Here is an 18,469-nt window from a genome sequence, read left to right as displayed (position 1 = left end):
ATCTCTCAATTTTCAGCTGTATTTATGCCGGATGGCGGCGTAAAACGCCTTATCCGGCCTACGTTCGCCCTGATAAGCGCAGCGCCATCAGGCAACCACGCATACAGCTATGAATACTTTTTGGTGCGCCGCGTTGGCGCGGTATTCGCCGGATCGTCCGGCCAGACATGTTTGGGGTAACGCCCTTTCATCTCTTTTTGCACCTCGCGGTACGATCCCTGCCAGAACGCACTCAAATCACTCGTCACCTGTAGCGGTCTTTGGGCCGGAGACAACAGCTCGAGTACCAGCGGCACGCGTCCCTGGGCGATAGTCGGGGTGTTTGCTTCACCAAACATTTCCTGCATCCGAACGGCCAATACAGGAGGATTATCCTCATGATAGCGAATGGCAATCCGGCTTCCCGTTGGCACAGTGTAATGCGCTGGCAGTTCACTATCCAGACGTTGCAGCATTGACCAGTCCAGCAAACCGCGCAATGCCTGACCCACATTGAGTGCTTTTAACGCGCGTAAAGAGTGCACACCGCTCATGTGTGGCAACAGCCAGCGCTCCAGCGTCTTCAGCAGAGAATCCTCATCTACCGCAGGCCAGTCGTACTCCGGTAACCAGTTTGCCGCACATTGCAAACGCAGCCGAAACTGCTCGGCCTCCGGCGTCCAGTTGAGCACACTTAGCCCTTTATCGCGAATACCATTCAGCATCGCCTGATGCAACTCTTCTTCCGAGGGCTTGGCTAGCGGCTGTACTTTTACCGTCAACTGGCCGATACGCGACCGACGCAGTGCTTTTAACGTTCCCTGGGCTTCATCCCATTCGATGGTGTCGGACTGTTGCAGCAGTTCAGGACACGTCTGCATCAACGCTTCAATATCCAGCGGCAACGCTAACAAAATACGCGCATCTGGCGATGCGCTACCCTGCAGTAACAGCGGCGCTATCAGCCACTCATGGCGCCCCAGGGCGTCATCAGCATCCAGCATCGCGCCCATACCGTTGGCCAGTTGATAGCGCCCTTCTTGTCCACGTCGACGGGCGATCCGATCGGCGAACGCTTGCGCCAGCAACAAAGGGAGCAACGCGATGTCGGGCTGCCCGCTGCGTACGTTAAGCCGTTTCAATAATTGTTGACTGCGCTGCTGCCAGGCGGGCTGATTTCGTGAAAACGCCACAGCTAAATCGGTGCTGCCCCCGCGCGGCGGCTCTTCCAGAATTGCGGCCAGTTTTGCGGCCGATGCCGCTTCATCGTCATTTTTGGTGCTAACCAGCATAGCCGCTAAACGGGGATCATTACCCAATGCCGCCATTTTCTGCCCACGGGCACTGAGCCTGTCGCCCTCAAGCGCCCCCAGCATCTGCAACAGCCGTTTTGCCGCCTGCAGGTTGATAGCGGGCGGCGTATCCAGCCAGTTCAGTTGCTCAGGATCGGTACATCCCCATTGCAGCAGCTCCATCAGTAGTCCGGACAGATCGCTCTGTAATATCTCAGGCTCTCCCTGCGCCGCCGCTCTTTCCGCCTGCTCTTTGGCAAGCAAATGTAGGCAGATACCTGGCTCCAGACGACCTGCACGCCCGGCTCGCTGTGTCATCGATGCCTGGCTAATGCGCTGGGTAATCAACCGCGTTAAACCGGTACGCGCGTCATAGCGCGCCAGGCGCTCCTGGGCGCAGTCCACCACCAGCCGGATACCTTCAATCGTTAAGCTGGTTTCGGCAATATTGGTCGCCAGCACCACTTTGCGCTTACCTTGCGGCGCGGGCAAAATCGCCTGACGCTGCTCAGCCAGCGTCAACGCGCCGTACAATGGACATAACACAACATCGCCGCCCACACGCGTTGCCAGTTGTTCCTGCACGCGCAGGATTTCCCCAACGCCCGGTAAAAACAGCAGCAGCGACCCGCTTTCATGGCGCAGTAGCTCCGCCGTCGCTATCGCCACCGCTTCGTCAAAACGCAGATGTGCCGCCAGCGGCTGATACCGTCGCTCGACCGGGAATGTGCGGCCTTCAGAGATAATCATGGGCGCATCGGGCAATAACTGCTGCAAGCGCCCGTTATCGAGCGTTGCGGACATGATCAATAGTTTCAGATCGTCACGAAGACCTTGCTGTACATCCAGCAACAGCGCCAGCGCCAGGTCGGCCTGCAGGCTCCGTTCGTGAAATTCATCGAGGATCACTAACCCGACGCCAGTGAGTTCGGGATCGCGTTGGATCATGCGCGTCAGGACGCCTTCCGTCACCACTTCCAGCCGGGTCTGCGACCCCACGCAGCTTTGCGCGCGCATGCGATAACCCACGGTCTCACCGGGCTTTTCGTTCAGCAACTCCGCCAACCGCTGCGCCACGTTGCGTGCCGCCAGACGACGCGGCTCCAGCAAAATAATCCGCCCCTTGATGCCACCATGTTCAAGCAGTCGCAACGGCAGCCAGGTCGATTTCCCGGCACCGGTCGGCGCGGTCAGCAGCACCTGCGGCGAGGCATCAAGGGCGGTAAACAGTTCAGGCACTACGGCGGCAACGGGCAACGACGTCACAAATAGCTCCAGAGGGTTAACATTCTTCGCGCTGCATTGTAGCATCGCGTTAATTCATAACCGAGTATCCATCATGTCTGAGCCAAAAAGGCTGTTCTTTGCGATTGAATTGCCTGGCGGGGTTCGGGAGCAGTTAATCCACTGGCGAGCCGCGCAGTTCCCTCCTGAAGCAGGCCGTCCCGTCGCCGCCGAGAATCTGCATCTGACGCTGGCCTTTTTAGGTGATGTCAGCGCAGAGAAGCAACAGGCTTTGTCGCAACTAGCCGGACGCATTCGCCAGCCAGGTTTTACGCTCAAACTGGATGATGCCGGGCAATGGCTGCGTTCGCGGGTCGTGTGGCTGGGGATGCGTCAGCCACCGCGCGGACTGTTACAACTCGCGAATATGCTGCGGGCGCAGGCCGCACGCAGCGGGTGTTATCAAAGCCCGCAGCCGTTTCACCCACATATCACGCTGCTGCGCGATGCCGGACACGCGGTTCCCATCCCCCCACCGGGCTTTGGCTGGTCATTTCCGGTCACGGAGTTCGCACTTTACTCCTCTTCATTCGCACGAGGACGCACGCGTTATACGCAGCTGCAACGCTGGACGCTGACTGAATAATTAAAGGGACTGTTTATGCAATTTTCTCCACCTTTACAACCTGCAACGCTCATCCAGCGCTACAAGCGTTTTTTAGCGGATGTAATCACACCGGATGGCTCAACGTTAACGTTACACTGCCCAAATACTGGCGCGATGACCGGATGCGCCACCCCGGGTGATACCGTCTGGTATTCGACATCAGAAAATACTAAACGGAAATATCCACATACCTGGGAATTAACGCAAACCCAATCCGGGGCATTTATTTGTGTTAACACGCTGTGGGCCAATAGATTAACGAAAGAGGCGATTCAGCAGTCGTTAATTTCAGAAGTTTCAGGCTACAGCGTCTTGAAAAGTGAAGTAAAATACGGCGCCGAAGGGAGCCGTATCGACTTTTTGTTACAGGCAGATTCCCGACCTGACTGCTATATTGAAGTGAAATCAGTCACGTTGGCGGAAAAAGAGCAGGGTTATTTTCCCGATGCCATCACTGAACGAGGTCAGAAGCATCTTCGGGAATTGATGAGCGTAGCGGCTGAAGGCAAGCGGGCAGTGATATTTTTCGCCGTGCTGCATTCAGCTATTACACGGTTTTCACCCGCGCACCATATCGATGCAAAATATGCGCAATTATTAGTTGAAGCACAGCTTAAGGGGGTAGAAATTCTGGTTTATAAAGCGGAACTTTCTGCCCATGGCATGACTCTTAAAGAGCCGTTGCCCATTACCTTGTAATGGTGTAAACATTTGGTTAATTAGTATTCTGGGCGCGTGGGCAAATACGCTTTTCCTCACAGGGTTGTCAAGTGTTACGTTTAGATAATTGCTATCCGGAAAAGCATCTGCTATTTATAGCGACCTGATTTTTCCCCCGAACATGGGGATCGATAGTGCGTGTTAAGGAGAAGCAACATGCAAGAAGGGCAAAACCGTAAAACATCGTCCCTGAGTATTCTCGCCATCGCTGGGGTGGAGCCGTACCAGGAGAAACCGGGCGAAGAGTATATGAACGAAGCCCAGCTGTCGCACTTCAGGCGTATTCTTGAGGCATGGCGTAATCAACTTAGGGATGAAGTTGATCGCACCGTATCTCATATGCAAGACGAAGCGGCTAACTTCCCTGATCCGGTGGACCGCGCCGCGCAGGAAGAAGAATTCAGCCTTGAGCTGCGTAACCGTGACCGTGAACGCAAACTGATCAAAAAGATCGAGAAGACGCTGAAGAAGGTAGAAGACGAAGATTTCGGCTACTGCGAATCGTGCGGCGTAGAAATTGGTATTCGCCGTCTGGAAGCGCGTCCGACAGCCGATCTGTGTATCGACTGCAAAACGCTGGCAGAAATCCGCGAAAAACAGATGGCAGGTTAATTCCGGTCATTTTTACCACGTTTACTACAGGCGGGAGTTTCTCCCGCCTTATTATTTGTCAGTCCGTAAAATGAGCGATTCACACTATATTGGCCGCTTCGCCCCTTCCCCCTCCGGCGAACTGCACTTCGGTTCACTGATTGCCGCCCTCGGCAGTTACCTGCAGGCTCGTGCCCGGCGCGGAATCTGGCGAGTACGCATTGAAGATATTGATCCCCCTCGTGAAGTTCCCGGTGCTGCAGATACGATCCTGCGTCAGCTGGAACATTACGGCCTGCACTGGGATGGCGATATTTTGTGGCAATCCCAACGCCACGAAGCCTACCGCGAGGCGCTTACCTGGCTGCATCAGCAAGATCTGAGCTATTACTGCACCTGCACGCGAGCGCGTATTCAAAGCGTCGGCGGTATTTACGACGGTCACTGCCGTGAGTTACGCCTCGGGCCAGAACAGGCGGCCGTCCGTATTAAACAACGCCATCCCGTGATGCAGTTTACTGACCGGCTACGCGGTGTGATTCAGGCTGACCCGCAACTTGCTGGTGAAGATTTTATCATCCACCGCCGCGACGGGCTGTTTGCCTATAACCTCGCCGTGGTAGTTGATGACCACTTTCAGGGCGTAACGGAGATTGTTCGCGGCGCCGATCTCATCGAACCCACGGTGCGGCAAATCTCTTTGTATCAGCAGTTTGGCTGGCAAGCGCCTGACTATATTCATCTTCCGCTGGCGCTCAACGAACAAGGCGCTAAACTTTCAAAACAAAATCATGCACCTGCGCTACCACAAGGCGATCCGCGCCCGGTGATTATTGCCGCGCTACGCTTTCTCGGCCAGCGTGCCGATATCCCGTGGCAGGAGATGCGTGTGGACCAGATCCTGGAGTTTGCCGTTGAGAACTGGCGTCTGACAACAGTGCCAGAATCAGCGATCTTAAATCCGGCATTCTCAAATGCGCCACGCTGAGCTATGATTAGCCGCTATTTTTACACAGCAACACTTGTTCTGATTGAAGTTTGACACTACCGAGGTGCACTATTTTTACCCGAGTCGCTAATTTTTGCCGCAAGGTGCTAAGCCGCGAGGAGCGCGAGGCTGAGCTCGCCGTCGCCCGTCCACATATGACGGTAATTCCGCGTGAGCAGCACTCTATCTCCCGCAAAGATATCAGTGAAAATGCCCTGAAGGTAATGTACAGGCTCAATAAGGCCGGATACGAGGCATGGCTGGTTGGCGGTGGTGTACGCGATCTTTTGCTGGGCAAAAAGCCGAAAGATTTTGATGTCACTACTAACGCAACGCCGGATCAGGTGCGTAAACTGTTTCGTAACTGTCGCCTGGTCGGTCGCCGTTTCCGTCTGGCTCATGTCATGTTCGGTCCAGAAATTATCGAAGTGGCGACGTTCCGCGGCCATCATGAAGGCAGCGAAGCCGATCGTACCACGTCGCAACGCGGGCAAAACGGTATGTTGCTGCGCGACAACATCTTCGGCTCCATTGAAGAAGATGCCCAACGTCGCGATTTCACGATAAACAGCCTGTATTACAGCGTGGCCGATTTCACCGTGCGTGATTACGTCGGCGGTATGCAGGACCTCGAAGAGGGCATCATTCGCCTGATCGGTAATCCGGAAACGCGCTATCGCGAAGATCCCGTGCGTATGCTGCGCGCAGTGCGCTTTGCCGCCAAGCTCGACATGCGTATCAGCCCGGAAACCGCAGAGCCGATCCCGCGTCTGGCAACGCTGCTGAACGACATTCCTCCTGCACGCCTGTTTGAAGAAGCACTTAAGCTGTTACAGGCGGGCTATGGGTATGAAACCTATAAAAAACTGCGTGAGTACAGCCTGTTCCAGCCGCTGTTCCCAACCATTACACGCTACTTCACCGAAGACGGTGACAGCCCGATGGAACGCATTATCGCTCAGGTGCTGAAGAATACCGATAACCGCATTAACAATGATATGCGCGTTAACCCGGCGTTCTTGTTCGCCGCGATGTTCTGGTATCCGTTACTGGAAGCCGCGCAGAAAATTGCGCAAGAAAGCGGTTTGGCCTACTACGACGCTTTCGCGCTGGCAATGAACGACGTGCTGGACGAAGCCTGCCGCTCGCTGGCGATCCCGAAACGTCTGACCTCGCTAACCCGCGATATCTGGCAGTTGCAATTACGTATGTCCCGTCGTCAGGGTAAACGCGCCTGGAAGCTGATGGAACATCCAAAGTTCCGCGCAGCTTATGACCTGTTAGCACTGCGTGCCGAAGTAGAACACAACGCTGAACTGCAACGACTGGCGAAATGGTGGGGTGAATTCCAGGTTTCCGCGCCGCCGGAACAAAAAGGCATGCTGAACGAACTGGATGAAGAGCCTGACGTACGCCGCCGCCATCGTCGCCCGCGTAAGCGTGCACCGCGTCGCGAAGGTAGCGCGTGACCGTCGTTTATATCGCCATCGGCAGTAATTTAGCTTCTCCCCTGGAGCAGGTGAATGCTGCCGTGCAAGCGATCGGCGAAATCCCTGACAGCCGTATCGTTGCGGTTTCTTCGTTTTATCGTACCCCCCCGTTGGGTCCACAGGATCAGCCCGACTATCTGAACGCCGCTGTGGCGCTGGATACCGCTCTCGCCCCCGAAGCGTTGCTGGATCATACCCAACGAATTGAACTGCAACAGGGCCGGGTGCGCAAAGCTGAACGCTGGGGACCGCGAACACTGGACCTCGATATTATGCTGTTTGGCGACGAAGTGATTAACACCGAACGCCTGACCGTGCCGCACTACGACATGAAAAACCGTAGTTTTATGCTGTGGCCGTTATTCGAAATTGCGCCTGAGCTTATTTTTCCGGATGGTATCAGTCTGCATCAGCACCTCACCCATCTTGGTACTGCAAAACCTGCACACTGGTAAAGTATCTCCTCCCCTTTAGCGTTTACTGCTTTAGCGCCAAACGATTGCTTAAAACAATTGCCCCCCTGAATGTGACTGTTAGAATGCCGATAAATATGACTTTCATCATCAGGAAATGTTATGAAACCCACTACCATTTCACTGCTGCAGAAATGCAAGCAAGAGAAAAAACGCTTCGCGACAATTACCGCCTACGACTACAGCTTTGCCAAACTGTTCGCCGATGAAGGCATCAACGTGATGTTGGTTGGCGACTCACTGGGCATGACGGTTCAGGGACATGACTCCACCCTACCCGTTACCGTTGAAGATATCGCTTATCATACCCGTGCCGTGCGCCGTGGCGCTCCGGGCTGTCTCCTGCTCGCCGACCTGCCGTTTATGGCTTATGCCACACCGGAACAGACGTTTGAAAACGCCGCGGTGGTTATGCGTGCGGGCGCCAACATGGTCAAAATTGAAGGCGGCGCGTGGCTGGTTGATACGGTGAAAATGCTCACCGAACGCGCCGTACCGGTTTGCGGCCATCTGGGGTTAACCCCGCAGTCGGTGAACGTGTTTGGCGGCTATAAAATTCAGGGCCGCGGCGATGCCGGACAAGTGCTGCTGGATGACGCGCTGGCCTTAGAAGCCGCTGGCGCTCAGCTGTTGGTGCTGGAGTGCGTGCCGGTTGAGTTGGCGAAGCGCGTCACTGAAGCACTGTCTATTCCGGTTATCGGTATTGGCGCAGGTAACGTCACGGACGGGCAAATTCTCGTCATGCACGATGCGTTTGGCATTACCGGTGGTCATATCCCGAAATTTGCAAAGAATTTCCTCAATGAAGCAGGCGACATGCGCGCCGCAGTGCGGCAGTATATGACTGAAGTGGAGTCCGGCGTTTACCCGGGCGAAGAACACAGCTTCCATTAATTTATCCGCCAGCACGCCATTACGCCGGATGGTGACGCTACGCGCCTTATCCGGCCTACATCTTCACGCGTAGGCCTGATAAGCGAAGCGCCATCAGGCATCGTATTTAAGGAGTCTTGTTGTGTTAATTATTGAAACCCTGCCGCTGCTGCGCCAGCATATTCGTCGTCTGCGTCAGGAAGGTAAACGCATCGCACTGGTTCCCACCATGGGAAATCTGCACGACGGCCATATGAAGCTGGTCGATGAGGCAAAAGCCCGGGCTGATGTGGTAATCGCCAGCATTTTCGTCAACCCGATGCAGTTTGACCGACCGGACGATCTGGTGCGTTATCCGCGCACACTGCAGGAAGATTGTGAAAAGCTGAACAAGCGCAAAGTCGATTATGTTTTTGCACCAGCCGTTGAGGAAATCTATCCACAGGGTCTGGAAGGCCAGACTTTTGTTGAGGTTCCCGGTCTCTCCACCATGCTGGAAGGCGCCAGCCGTCCGGGCCATTTCCGTGGCGTTTCCACTATTGTCAGCAAGCTGTTCAACCTTATCCAGCCTGACCTCGCCTGCTTCGGCGAGAAAGATTTCCAACAGTTGGCGCTGATCCGCAAAATGGTGGCGGATATGGGTTATGACATTGAGATCGTTGGCGTGCCGATTATTCGCGCCAAAGACGGCCTGGCGCTTAGCTCACGTAACGGTTATCTGACCGCAGAACAGCGTAAAATTGCGCCGGGTCTGCACAAAGTGATGAATAGCATCGCAGAAAAACTGATTGCGGGTAATCGTGAGTTGCAGGAGATTATTGCTATTGCCGAGCAGGAGCTGAATGAAAAAGGCTTCCGCGCCGACGATATTCAGATTCGTGATGCCGACACGCTGCTGGAGCTGACGGAAACCAGCAAACGCGCGGTGATTCTGGCTGCCGCCTGGCTGGGTCAGGCGCGTCTGATCGATAATCAAAGCGTTACATTAGCCCAGTAGACAGGGGTTAAAAATCGGGCAATACTGCCTGAGAATTTCTCAAAGCAGGCCAGTTTCGTCTGCTTAGCCAAGGTAAACGACAGGGTATAGAAGTTATGATTCGCACCATGCTGCAAGGCAAGCTCCACCGCGTAAAAGTCACGCAGGCGGACCTGCATTACGAAGGCTCCTGCGCCATCGACCAGGATTTCCTCGATGCCTCAGGTATTCTGGAAAACGAAGCTATTGATATCTGGAACGTAACCAACGGTAAACGTTTCTCAACCTATGCAATTGCGGCTGAACGCGGCTCCAGAATCATCTCGGTGAACGGAGCAGCGGCGCATTGCGCTGATGTTGGCGATATTGTAATTATCGCCAGCTTCGTCACCATGTCTGACGAAGAAGCCCGCACCTGGCGTCCGAAAGTGGCCTATTTTGAAGGCGACAACGAGATGAAGCGCACCGCGAAAGCTATTCCGGTACAGGTTGCCTGACAGTACTTACCCCTGCGGCTGATTGACTATCAGCCGCGACATCGTCTCCAGCGAATCCGTCCTTAAAATATAAAGCCTTTTCAATAAGAACCGATTATCTCCCGGCTTAACCTTCCCTCTCACCGTAGTGACCGCCATGTGGAATCCCGCGTCGCCTGCTGCTTTTACCGCCGTGGCGTTATAACCCCCAAACGGATACGAAAGATACAGAACGTGAGGATTAAACTGGGACAATGCCCGGCGCGAACGGGCGAAATCGAACAGAATATTATGATAGCTGCGACTCAGTAGGATCGGCCGGCGATTCGCATCAACCCGATGCAAAAAATGGGTATGCGACTGGAAGTCGAACACGTCCCGGATCTCGTTCAGTTCAGAGAGACTCATAAACTGCAGCGATTTCGGATCCCACTTCTGCGGGTGGCGCTTGATGCGTGAGGAGATGATAAACGCCGTGGCCTTCATGCCGTGCTGCTTCAAAATGGGGTAAGCATAACGACTCACCGACTTGAGACCATCATCAAAGGTCAGCACCACCGCCCGCGCCGGGAGATTCATTTTATTCTGCACGTAGCCTTCCAGTTGATACATCGTCAACGTGGTGTAGCCGCGATCCTGGAGCCAGGCCATCTGGTTGCTGAAAGCGCGTACGGAGGTTGTAGTGGAGGTATGGCGAAAGCGGGTATTCTCTTCATCGCGCAAAATATGATGATAGGTTAACACCGGGATGCCGTTGTCTTCCTGCGCATCCAGCGCGCTAACATAGGCCAGTCGGCCACCAATGCGGATCTGGTACCAGGTCTGGTTGAGTCGGTCTTTAAGCTTGCTGATGACCGGATAACGCAGATTATCCGCCAGCACGCCAAACGGGGCGCTACCGACATCCGGAGCGTTATAAACTGGCGTATCTTTCCAGGTTACCAGGCTTTGGTTGCTGAGCGGTTTATTGAGATCGCCCAGACCATCATCGACTTTCTGCCGCCCCTGAACGGGCTCCAGATGCCCCTTATCAATAAACCCGGTGCCAAAGCCGAAGGTAAATTCGTAATAGTCTGCGGCAATTGGCTCAACGGCGAGGATCTGCCCGGCGCGAATATTCCCAACCGTCACCATTTTATTGCCAATCTGCGCCCATACGGCGGCGGCTTCGGTGGTTTGCATATAACGAGCAGGCAAAGCCGCAGCGACGCTGCCAGAAAACAGGAGCAATAAAACAAGCAGAACGCGCATAACCATATGAGATAACCGAGGCGAGAAACCTCGGCTATTGTAGCAAAAGCGCCATCAATACCAATGATTAATACTCATACAAATCATGCTTCAACACGAAGGGGGGATTTTTTTGTTGCTGATGCCAGAGACTGGAGACTTCGGGGCCGCCAAGTGCGACGATGCAATCGCGAAACGCTGAACTGCTCATAGATTCCCGAGACGAAATCATTCGCTCAAGTAATGGATAGCTGATGCCAGAAATCACTTCACACTGGGGATGTTTATGGCTCATTAACGAAGCCACGCGGTAAGGCGCGGCCCCGGCCATATCCGTCAGGAATATCACGCCCTCGCCTGAGTCTGTGGCATGCAGGGCGTGACACATCATGCGGCTTAGCATATTCGAGCTGAGTCCACGCCAGAAACTTACCGCCTGACATTGGGCCAACGGGCCGTACTTTTTCTCCAGACGATGCAGCATATCCTGTGCCTTATCGTCATGACAGGTAATTACCCAACCTAACATTGCCTACCTCCTTAGCAGGCAAGTAGTTTATCAGTGTGATAAATCCGTAATGGTGACAAGCATCAAAAGTCTTCCTCTCCCAGGCAAGGAGAGGAAGAAAGAATTAGCTGCGCAGGCCGCGTCCGCGCTGAATCAGGTACCAGCACAGCAAATAAAACGCAGCGATAAACACCACCAGCACACCAAACGTGGTGACTAGCGGAACATCATGAATCCCCAGGAAGCCGTAGCGGAAACCGCTAATCATGTAGACAATCGGGTTCAGATGCGACAGCCCCTGCCAGAACGGTGGCAGCAGCGTTAGCGAATAGAACACGCCACCCAGATAGGTCAGTGGTGTCAGTACGAAGGTTGGGATCAGGCTGATATCGTCAAAGGTTTTAGCAAAGACTGCGTTCAGCAAACCGGCCAGCGAGAACAGTACCGCCGTTAACATCAGCGTAAGCGCCACAAAGACCCAAGAATGCACCTGGAAAGGCACGAAGAACAGTGAAATAGCCGTTACCAGAATGCCTACGCACAAGCCACGTGCCACGCCGCCGCCGACGAAACCGGCGATGATCACGTGCGTTGGTACCGGGGCGACCAGCAGCTCTTCAATATTGCGTTGAAACTTAGCGCTGAAGAATGACGATGCCACGTTCGCGTACGAGTTGGTGATCACCGCCATCATAATCAGCCCCGGCACGATAAACTGCATGTAGCTAAAACCATGCATTTCGCCGATACGCGAGCCGATCAGGTTACCAAAGATAATAAAATAGAGCGTCATGGTGATGACGGGGGGAACCAGAGTCTGAACCCAGATACGCATAAAGCGGTGGATCTCTTTCGCCCAGATGCTTTTCAGCGCCACCCAATAAAGCTGCATCATGCGCGATCTCCTTGTTTTTCATGAACCAGAGAAACAAACAGTTCTTCCAGTCGGTTCGCTTTGTTACGCATACTCAATACCTGAATGCCCTGCGCGCTCAGCTGAGAGAAGACGCTGTTAACCCCCTGTTCACGCAGCACCTCCACTTCCAGCGTGGAAGTGTCTACCAGCCGGTACTGATAACCGTCCAGTTTCGGCAACGGGCTTTTCGGCGCCAGATCGAGGATAAAGGTCTCGGATTTCAGCTTGGAGAGCAGACCCTTCATCGAGGTGTTTTCCACCAGCTCGCCGTGCTGAATAATGCCGATATTGCGACACAGCATTTCTGCTTCTTCGAGGTAGTGAGTGGTCAGAATAATGGTGGTGCCTTTGTCGTTTAAATCCTTTAAAAAGCCCCACATTGAACGACGCAGTTCAATGTCGACACCCGCCGTTGGTTCATCCAGGATGAGTAATTTTGGTTCGTGCATCAGAGCACGAGCAATCATCAGACGGCGTTTCATCCCGCCGGAAAGCATGCGTGCACGCTCGTTACGTTTTTCCCATAAATCGAGCTGCTTTAAATATAATTCGCTGCGTTTGACCGCCTCTTTATGCTCAACGCCGTAGTAACCGGCCTGGTTGACCACGATCTGCTGCACGGTTTCAAACGGGTTAAAGTTAAACTCCTGCGGTACCAGACCAAGCTGGCGTTTCGCGTTAACCGTATCTTTTTCGAGATCGTATCCGAAGACGCTCACCCGCCCGGAGGTTTTGTTCACTAGCGAGCTGATTATTCCAATGGTGGTGGACTTTCCTGCGCCATTCGGTCCCAAAAGCGCATAAAAATCACCCGCTTCGACTTGCAAATCTATCCCGCGTAACGCTTGAACGCCACCGGGATAGGTTTTTTTAAGTTGTTGAAGTTCCAGAGCAATGGTCATGGTTTTTTACTTACCTTACGTTCTGACATTTTATATATAGTTTAATTAATGCTGGAGTTACCCTATATTAGCCCATCGAATTTATCTGGCTTCGGGTCGTACAACTCCATGAAAGACATAGATACACTCATCAGCAACAATGCACTATGGTCAAAGATGCTGGTAGAAGAGGATCCCGGATTTTTTGAAACGCTGACGCATGCACAGAATCCGCGTTTTCTATGGATTGGATGTTCCGATAGCCGCGTTCCCGCTGAACGATTAACCGGTCTTGAACCGGGCGAATTATTTGTTCACCGCAATGTTGCCAATCTGGTTATTCACACTGACCTGAACTGTCTCTCAGTCGTTCAGTATGCGGTGGATGTGCTGGAAGTGGAACATATTATTATATGCGGCCACTACGGATGCGGCGGCGTCCAGGCGGCGATTGAAAATAAAGAACAAGGGCTGATTGATAACTGGTTACTGCACATCCGCGATATCTGGTTCAAACACAGCTCACTGCTGGGCGAAATGCCGCAGGAACGTCGCATGGACACCCTATGCGAACTGAATGTCATGGAGCAGGTCTACAACCTCGGCCACTCAACCATTATGCGTTCAGCCTGGAAGCGCGGTCAGAAAGTTACCATTCACGGCTGGGCTTACGGTATTCATGACGGTCTATTGCGCGATCTCGACGTCACCGCCACCAGCCGCGAAACGCTGGAGCAGCGCTATCGCCAGGGGTTGTCTAACCTGAGTCAGAAACACAGCAACCATAAATAATGTGACATTGCCGGGAGGCGGAGACGCCTTACCCGGCCTACAAACCTACGCCGTAGGTCTGATAAGCGAAGCGCCATCAGGCGCTCCCGCCAATTACTCGTCCAGCAGCACCACTTTGCCAACATACGGCAGATGGCGATAACGCTGGGCATAGTCAATGCCGTAACCGACCACAAACTCATCTGGAATAGAGAATCCGATAAACTCGACCGGAACATTCACTTCACGACGAGAAGGTTTGTCCAGCAGCGTGCAGATAGCCAGGGATTTCGGCTCGCGCAGGCTCAGAATTTCACGCACTTTGGACAGCGTATTGCCGGAGTCGATGATGTCTTCGACAATCAGCACGTCTTTGCCACGAATGTCTTCATCCAGGTCTTTCAGGATCTTAACATCACGCGTAGTAGACATTCCGCTGCCATAGCTGGATGCCGTCATGAAATCGACTTCGTGGGAGACATGCACTTCACGGCACAGATCCGCCATAAACATAAATGAGCCACGTAACAGACCAACCAGCACCATATCGCTGCCGCTGTCTTTGTAACGTTCGTTAATCTGGCGCCCCAGTTCAGCAATACGCGCTTTGATCTCCGCTTCCGGGATCATCACTTCAACAGTATGTTTCATAAACCCTATAACTCACTGATTTTTATCAGTTGACACATCATGCAGATCGAAAGAAAGCGCTTACGTTGATACACCGACTGACAGACGGCGACCCGCTCTAACCACAAAACTTGCGACAGCATACAAACAATTCAGTTGATGAAGTATACCAGTAAAGAGAGCGGGTTCCTCTGATAGTTCACAGGAGAACCCGTTTGCGTCGTTTTTTGTATGCTTATTAATCAAAACCAGGTTCGCACGACAGCATGCGGCTAAAACGTTTCCCAATGCGGGTCTTGTGTCGTACTCCCTGCAGAGGTTGCTTGCGGAGCATCCTTAGGCGGTTTCCGATGCTCACTGTTGGAGGTATCGCGAGTGATGCGAAATGCTGCCACGGCCAGGCGTAACTGTTCAGCTTGTTGTTCCAACGAAGCGGCGGCAGCGGCAGACTCTTCTACCAGCGCGGCGTTTTGTTGTGTAACACTGTCCATCTGCGAGACCGCGAGACTCACCTGCTCAATCCCCCGACTCTGTTCCTCTGAGGCTGAGGCGATTTCCCCCATGATGTCCGTCACGCGGGTGACCGCAGCGACAATCTCTTTCATCGTTTTACCCGCGTCCGACACCTGCTGAGATCCCATCCCCACGCTGTGAGTTGAGTTATCAATCAACGCTTTGATCTCTTTGGCTGCCTGAGCGCTACGGCTTGCCAGAGTACGGACTTCACCCGCTACAACAGCAAATCCTCGTCCCTGCTCTCCTGCTCTGGCTGCCTCAACCGCCGCGTTGAGCGCCAGGATATTGGTCTGGAAAGCAATACTGTCGATGACGCTGGTGATCTGCGCAATTTGCTGTGAACTACCGGCAATTTCACTCATCGTGTGCACGACAGTATCAACAACCCGTCCACCACGCGCGGCAGTATCAGACGCATTCTTAGCCAATTGAGTCGCCTGTTTCGCATTGTCCGTATTTTGCTTCACGGTTGCAGTAAGCTGTTCCATGCTGGCGGCAGTCTCTTCAAGTGAAGCAGCCTGTTGTTCGGTACGCGAAGACAGATCGTTGTTACCTGACGAGATTTCCGCTGCACCGCTATGAATCGTTTCTGAGCTGTTACGCACCGACGTGACTGTCGAAATCAGCGACTGTCGCATTTCATCTAACCCCGTCGCCAAACGCCCCATTTCATTACGTCCCTGGACGTCGAGTTGATGGGTCAAATCACCACGGGTAATAATGCGAATATGCTCCATAATCTGCGCCAGGGGTTTAAGCAGCATATGCTGCAACCCACTCCAGATCATGCCCAGAACGATGAGCACAGCGACGACAATTGCCCCTAATGTCCATTGCATGCGGGTAAAGCTGTGCTGATTCTCCGCCGCCGCGTGCTGAAGCAACGCGTTATTTTCGTTACGCCACTGGTCATAGCTGGCTTCCATTTCATCTTGCGCCTTCTGAGCATCAAGATCGCCATAGGCCTGATAGTTATTCGCGCGCAGATACTCTATCGATAACGCCATCACGTCGTGCATCTGCCGATACTGTTTTTCCATTTCAGATGCAATTTGCGGATTCTGCCCCGACACCTGCGGCAATGACTGATAATGCGCGAAGTATCCTTCAGCCTTCTTCATCGACTCACTCGCCGTTTTTAGCAAAGTATCAATTGCCGCCAGTGAGGCCGGATCGCGTTGGTTCTTTAAGAAACGAATTGCTACGCGGGTTACCGTTACCCGGGTTTTAATCAGCGTATTGACGCTATCACTCAGATTTTCCTGTTGAGCATTCAGGGTGCCTGAGTTCTGGAAATTATGGCGATCATTGTTTACTGCAGAATAAAAAAAACTTCCTGTCACGGCCTGTAGCAAACAGAAAATGGCGAGAACCAGAAGAATGCCGGTAATAACGCGCACATTTTTAATCATAGTATTTCATCCATTGAACTCACATTGGGTACCCAATGATTATCGGCTCTAAAGGCGATTACTTTATGTGCAATAGCAGAATTAGCAGGAGGAGGGAGTCGTGCGATGAAACGCTGTAAAGAGACTGTGTCTCATCCGGCTTACGAGAGATTTCTGTAGGCCGGATAAGCGCAGCGCGATTTTTTTAGACGGTGAAGCCGAGCATCATCCCGGTATCTTCATGCTCTAACAGATGGCAGTGCGCCATATAGGCATGCTCTTTTGGCGCGTCATGGTCAAACTTAACCAATACCTCGCTCACGCCGCCTTCTACCCGCACCGTGTCCTTCCATCCCGCACGGTGTGCGGCAGGCGCTTTGCCATTCTCAGACAGAATGCGGAACTGCGTGCCGTGAATGTGGAACGGATGCAGCATCATGTCGCCCTGACCAGAAATCACCCAGCGTTCATGCTGCCCTTTTGCCGCGGCAAACATCGGTTTATTCATATCAAACGCCTGACCATTAATCCGGTTGGCATTATGGAAATCAAACGATCCGCCATGCTTCATGTTGCCCATGTTGCCATGCTGCATATTCCCCATCTCACCGTGGTTCATATTGCCATGATTCATATTGCCGTGGTCCATATTGTCATTATTCATATGGCCCATCATCTTTCCATGATCCATACCCGCCATGGCCTGACCGCCGAATTTCTTCATCAGCATTTGCATGCCCATCATATCGAGCATCGGATCCATCGACAGCTGCAGCTTGCGCACCGTCAGACCTTCCAGTGACGGCAGCGATGGCATGGATGTCAGCGTATCCGGCAGCGTGCCGGAAGCGGTAATCAGCAGCGGCTGAACACGCATCACCGGGTGCGGCTTATCAAATGGCGCAATTGCCATCCCCATCTGGCTGACTGGCAGAGTTACCAGATCAAAAGCTTTGCCGTCACTGACATCCACCAGCACTTCAAAGCGCTCGCCCATCAGCATAGGAAGCTCGGTCACTTTTACCGGCTCCGCCAACAGCCCACCGTCGCTGGCAATGACGTACAAAGGACGATTGTCGCTGGCCGCAATGTTCAGCGAGCGCGCGTTACAACCATTCAACAGACGCAGGCGCAGCCAGCCGCGCGGTGCGGCATGCTGAGGATAAATCGCCCCATTGGTCAGCAGCGTATCGCCAAACCAGCCGACTGCGGCGGTCATGATGTCCAGTTGATAATCAACCTGCCCATCAGCAGAGAACTGTTTGTCCTGAATAATTACCGGCACATCATCAATTCCCCACTGCTTAGGCAGCATCAGCTTGCGAATCTCTTCGTCTTCAATCAGCACCAGTCCGGCCAGCCCCATCGCTACCTGATGACCGGTCTTTCCATGCTGATGAGGGTGGAACCAGCAGGTTGCCGCGCGCTGATCCGGCGTGAAGGTCACTGAACGTTTCCCGCCCGCCGGGATTATGCCTTGCGGCCCACCGTCGACTTCACCGGGGATTTCCAGCCCGTGCCAGTGCAACGTCGTCTCTTCGGCAAGCTGGTTATGGATATCCACGTTCACCGATTGCCCTTTGTTCAGCTTGACCGCCGGTCCGAGCAGATTGCCGTTATATCCCCAGGTCGTGGCCGTCTTACCGGCAAAGTTTGACTGCCCGGCTTGCACGATCAGCTGGATGCGATTCGAAGCATCGGCGGTTAACAGTTCAGGAATGGGTAAGGCGGGACGGTCGGCGGCAAATACGCTCCGGCTCCACAGAGGTAACGCTGACGCGACACCCAGTGCCACGGAGTACTTTAAAAAGTCACGACGTTGCATTCTCTCTTCCTTATATTCAGCAGCTTAAGCAGGCTATCTTTTAAGCATAAGC

18 protein-coding genes are annotated in these 18,469 nt (G+C 53.4%); 10 read left to right on the top strand and 8 right to left on the bottom strand.

Features of this window, described 5'->3' with window-relative positions:
• Nucleotides 1–107: 107 nt before the first annotated feature.
• Nucleotides 108–2,537 carry an ATP-dependent helicase HrpB gene (gene hrpB, locus C2U41_RS01095; protein WP_103848363.1) on the bottom strand — a complete coding sequence of 810 codons (2,430 nt, stop codon included), beginning with the start codon at nt 2,535–2,537 and terminating at the stop codon, nt 108–110.
• A 73-nt stretch (nt 2,538–2,610) separates the two neighbouring features.
• On the opposite strand from hrpB, the gene thpR reads away from it, so the two are divergent.
• From thpR to panD, 9 genes are all read left to right on the top strand, one after another.
• Nucleotides 2,611–3,141: an RNA 2',3'-cyclic phosphodiesterase gene (gene thpR, locus C2U41_RS01090; RefSeq protein ID WP_016149571.1), complete on the top strand. Its 531-nt coding sequence runs from the start codon at nt 2,611–2,613 to the stop codon at nt 3,139–3,141.
• A 15-nt stretch (nt 3,142–3,156) separates the two neighbouring features.
• A complete protein-coding gene (gene sfsA, locus C2U41_RS01085; RefSeq protein WP_003837495.1) occupies nt 3,157–3,861 on the top strand; it encodes a DNA/RNA nuclease SfsA in 705 nt (234 codons plus the stop codon).
• Between the two features lie 177 nt (nt 3,862–4,038).
• Nucleotides 4,039–4,494, top strand: coding sequence for an RNA polymerase-binding protein DksA (gene dksA, locus C2U41_RS01080; protein WP_003018625.1), 456 nt, complete (start codon nt 4,039–4,041; stop codon nt 4,492–4,494).
• Nucleotides 4,495–4,564: 70 nt separating this feature from the next.
• Complete coding sequence (gene gluQRS / locus C2U41_RS01075) at nt 4,565–5,461, top strand: tRNA glutamyl-Q(34) synthetase GluQRS (RefSeq protein WP_003837490.1); 897 nt, start codon at nt 4,565–4,567, stop codon at nt 5,459–5,461.
• Between the two features lie 71 nt (nt 5,462–5,532).
• Complete coding sequence (gene pcnB, locus C2U41_RS01070; RefSeq protein ID WP_203237415.1) at nt 5,533–6,930, top strand: polynucleotide adenylyltransferase PcnB; 1,398 nt, start codon at nt 5,533–5,535, stop codon at nt 6,928–6,930.
• Complete coding sequence (gene folK / locus C2U41_RS01065) at nt 6,927–7,406, top strand: 2-amino-4-hydroxy-6-hydroxymethyldihydropteridine diphosphokinase (protein WP_103848362.1); 480 nt, start codon at nt 6,927–6,929, stop codon at nt 7,404–7,406. The genes pcnB and folK overlap by 4 nt, the downstream gene beginning before the upstream one ends.
• A 120-nt stretch (nt 7,407–7,526) precedes the next feature.
• Nucleotides 7,527–8,318 carry a 3-methyl-2-oxobutanoate hydroxymethyltransferase gene (gene panB, locus C2U41_RS01060; protein ID WP_032937574.1) on the top strand — a complete coding sequence of 264 codons (792 nt, stop codon included), beginning with the start codon at nt 7,527–7,529 and terminating at the stop codon, nt 8,316–8,318.
• 121 nt (nt 8,319–8,439) lie between these two features.
• A complete protein-coding gene (gene panC, locus C2U41_RS01055) occupies nt 8,440–9,294 on the top strand; it encodes a pantoate--beta-alanine ligase (RefSeq protein WP_003018638.1) in 855 nt (284 codons plus the stop codon).
• A 95-nt stretch (nt 9,295–9,389) separates the two neighbouring features.
• The gene (gene panD, locus C2U41_RS01045; RefSeq protein WP_003018640.1) at nt 9,390–9,770 is read left to right on the top strand and encodes an aspartate 1-decarboxylase; all 381 of its coding nucleotides are present in this window, start codon (nt 9,390–9,392) and stop codon (nt 9,768–9,770) included.
• A gap of 6 nt (nt 9,771–9,776) precedes the next feature.
• Here panD and C2U41_RS01040 read toward each other — a convergent pair whose 3' ends face one another.
• The 4 genes from C2U41_RS01040 to C2U41_RS01025 all read right to left on the bottom strand — a co-directional run bounded on the left by C2U41_RS01040 (nt 9,777) and on the right by C2U41_RS01025 (nt 13,305).
• The gene (locus C2U41_RS01040) at nt 9,777–11,006 is read right to left on the bottom strand and encodes a polysaccharide deacetylase family protein (RefSeq protein ID WP_032937603.1); all 1,230 of its coding nucleotides are present in this window, start codon (nt 11,004–11,006) and stop codon (nt 9,777–9,779) included.
• Between the two features lie 61 nt (nt 11,007–11,067).
• Nucleotides 11,068–11,508 (bottom strand): PTS sugar transporter subunit IIA, encoded by a 441-nt coding sequence (locus C2U41_RS01035; protein WP_003018644.1) that lies wholly within the window; start codon nt 11,506–11,508, stop codon nt 11,068–11,070.
• 103 nt (nt 11,509–11,611) lie between these two features.
• The gene (locus C2U41_RS01030) at nt 11,612–12,382 is read right to left on the bottom strand and encodes an ABC transporter permease (RefSeq protein ID WP_003018647.1); all 771 of its coding nucleotides are present in this window, start codon (nt 12,380–12,382) and stop codon (nt 11,612–11,614) included.
• On the bottom strand, nt 12,379–13,305 hold the full coding sequence (locus C2U41_RS01025) for an ABC transporter ATP-binding protein (RefSeq protein WP_003837480.1): 927 nt from the start codon (nt 13,303–13,305) through the stop codon (nt 12,379–12,381). Before C2U41_RS01025 ends, C2U41_RS01030 begins: the two co-directional genes overlap by 4 nt.
• A 108-nt stretch (nt 13,306–13,413) precedes the next feature.
• Between C2U41_RS01025 and can the strand changes: the two genes are divergently transcribed.
• Nucleotides 13,414–14,076 carry a carbonate dehydratase gene (gene can / locus C2U41_RS01020; RefSeq protein WP_003018654.1) on the top strand — a complete coding sequence of 221 codons (663 nt, stop codon included), beginning with the start codon at nt 13,414–13,416 and terminating at the stop codon, nt 14,074–14,076.
• A gap of 93 nt (nt 14,077–14,169) precedes the next feature.
• On the opposite strand, the gene hpt is transcribed toward can, so the two are convergent.
• From hpt to cueO, 3 genes are all read right to left on the bottom strand, one after another.
• Nucleotides 14,170–14,706, bottom strand: a complete 537-nt coding sequence (gene hpt / locus C2U41_RS01015; RefSeq protein WP_003018658.1) for a hypoxanthine phosphoribosyltransferase — start codon at nt 14,704–14,706, stop codon at nt 14,170–14,172.
• A gap of 251 nt (nt 14,707–14,957) precedes the next feature.
• A complete protein-coding gene (gene tcp, locus C2U41_RS01010; protein WP_003837476.1) occupies nt 14,958–16,613 on the bottom strand; it encodes a methyl-accepting chemotaxis citrate transducer in 1,656 nt (551 codons plus the stop codon).
• Between the two features lie 184 nt (nt 16,614–16,797).
• Nucleotides 16,798–18,417 carry a multicopper oxidase CueO gene (gene cueO / locus C2U41_RS01005; protein ID WP_003845765.1) on the bottom strand — a complete coding sequence of 540 codons (1,620 nt, stop codon included), beginning with the start codon at nt 18,415–18,417 and terminating at the stop codon, nt 16,798–16,800.
• Nucleotides 18,418–18,469 lie beyond the last annotated feature (52 nt).

It is taken from the genome of Citrobacter freundii complex sp. CFNIH4, assembly GCF_002934505.1.
In the GTDB taxonomy this organism is placed as follows: domain Bacteria; phylum Pseudomonadota; class Gammaproteobacteria; order Enterobacterales; family Enterobacteriaceae; genus Citrobacter; species Citrobacter freundii.
This window is presented reverse-complemented; position numbering and strand designations above follow the sequence as displayed.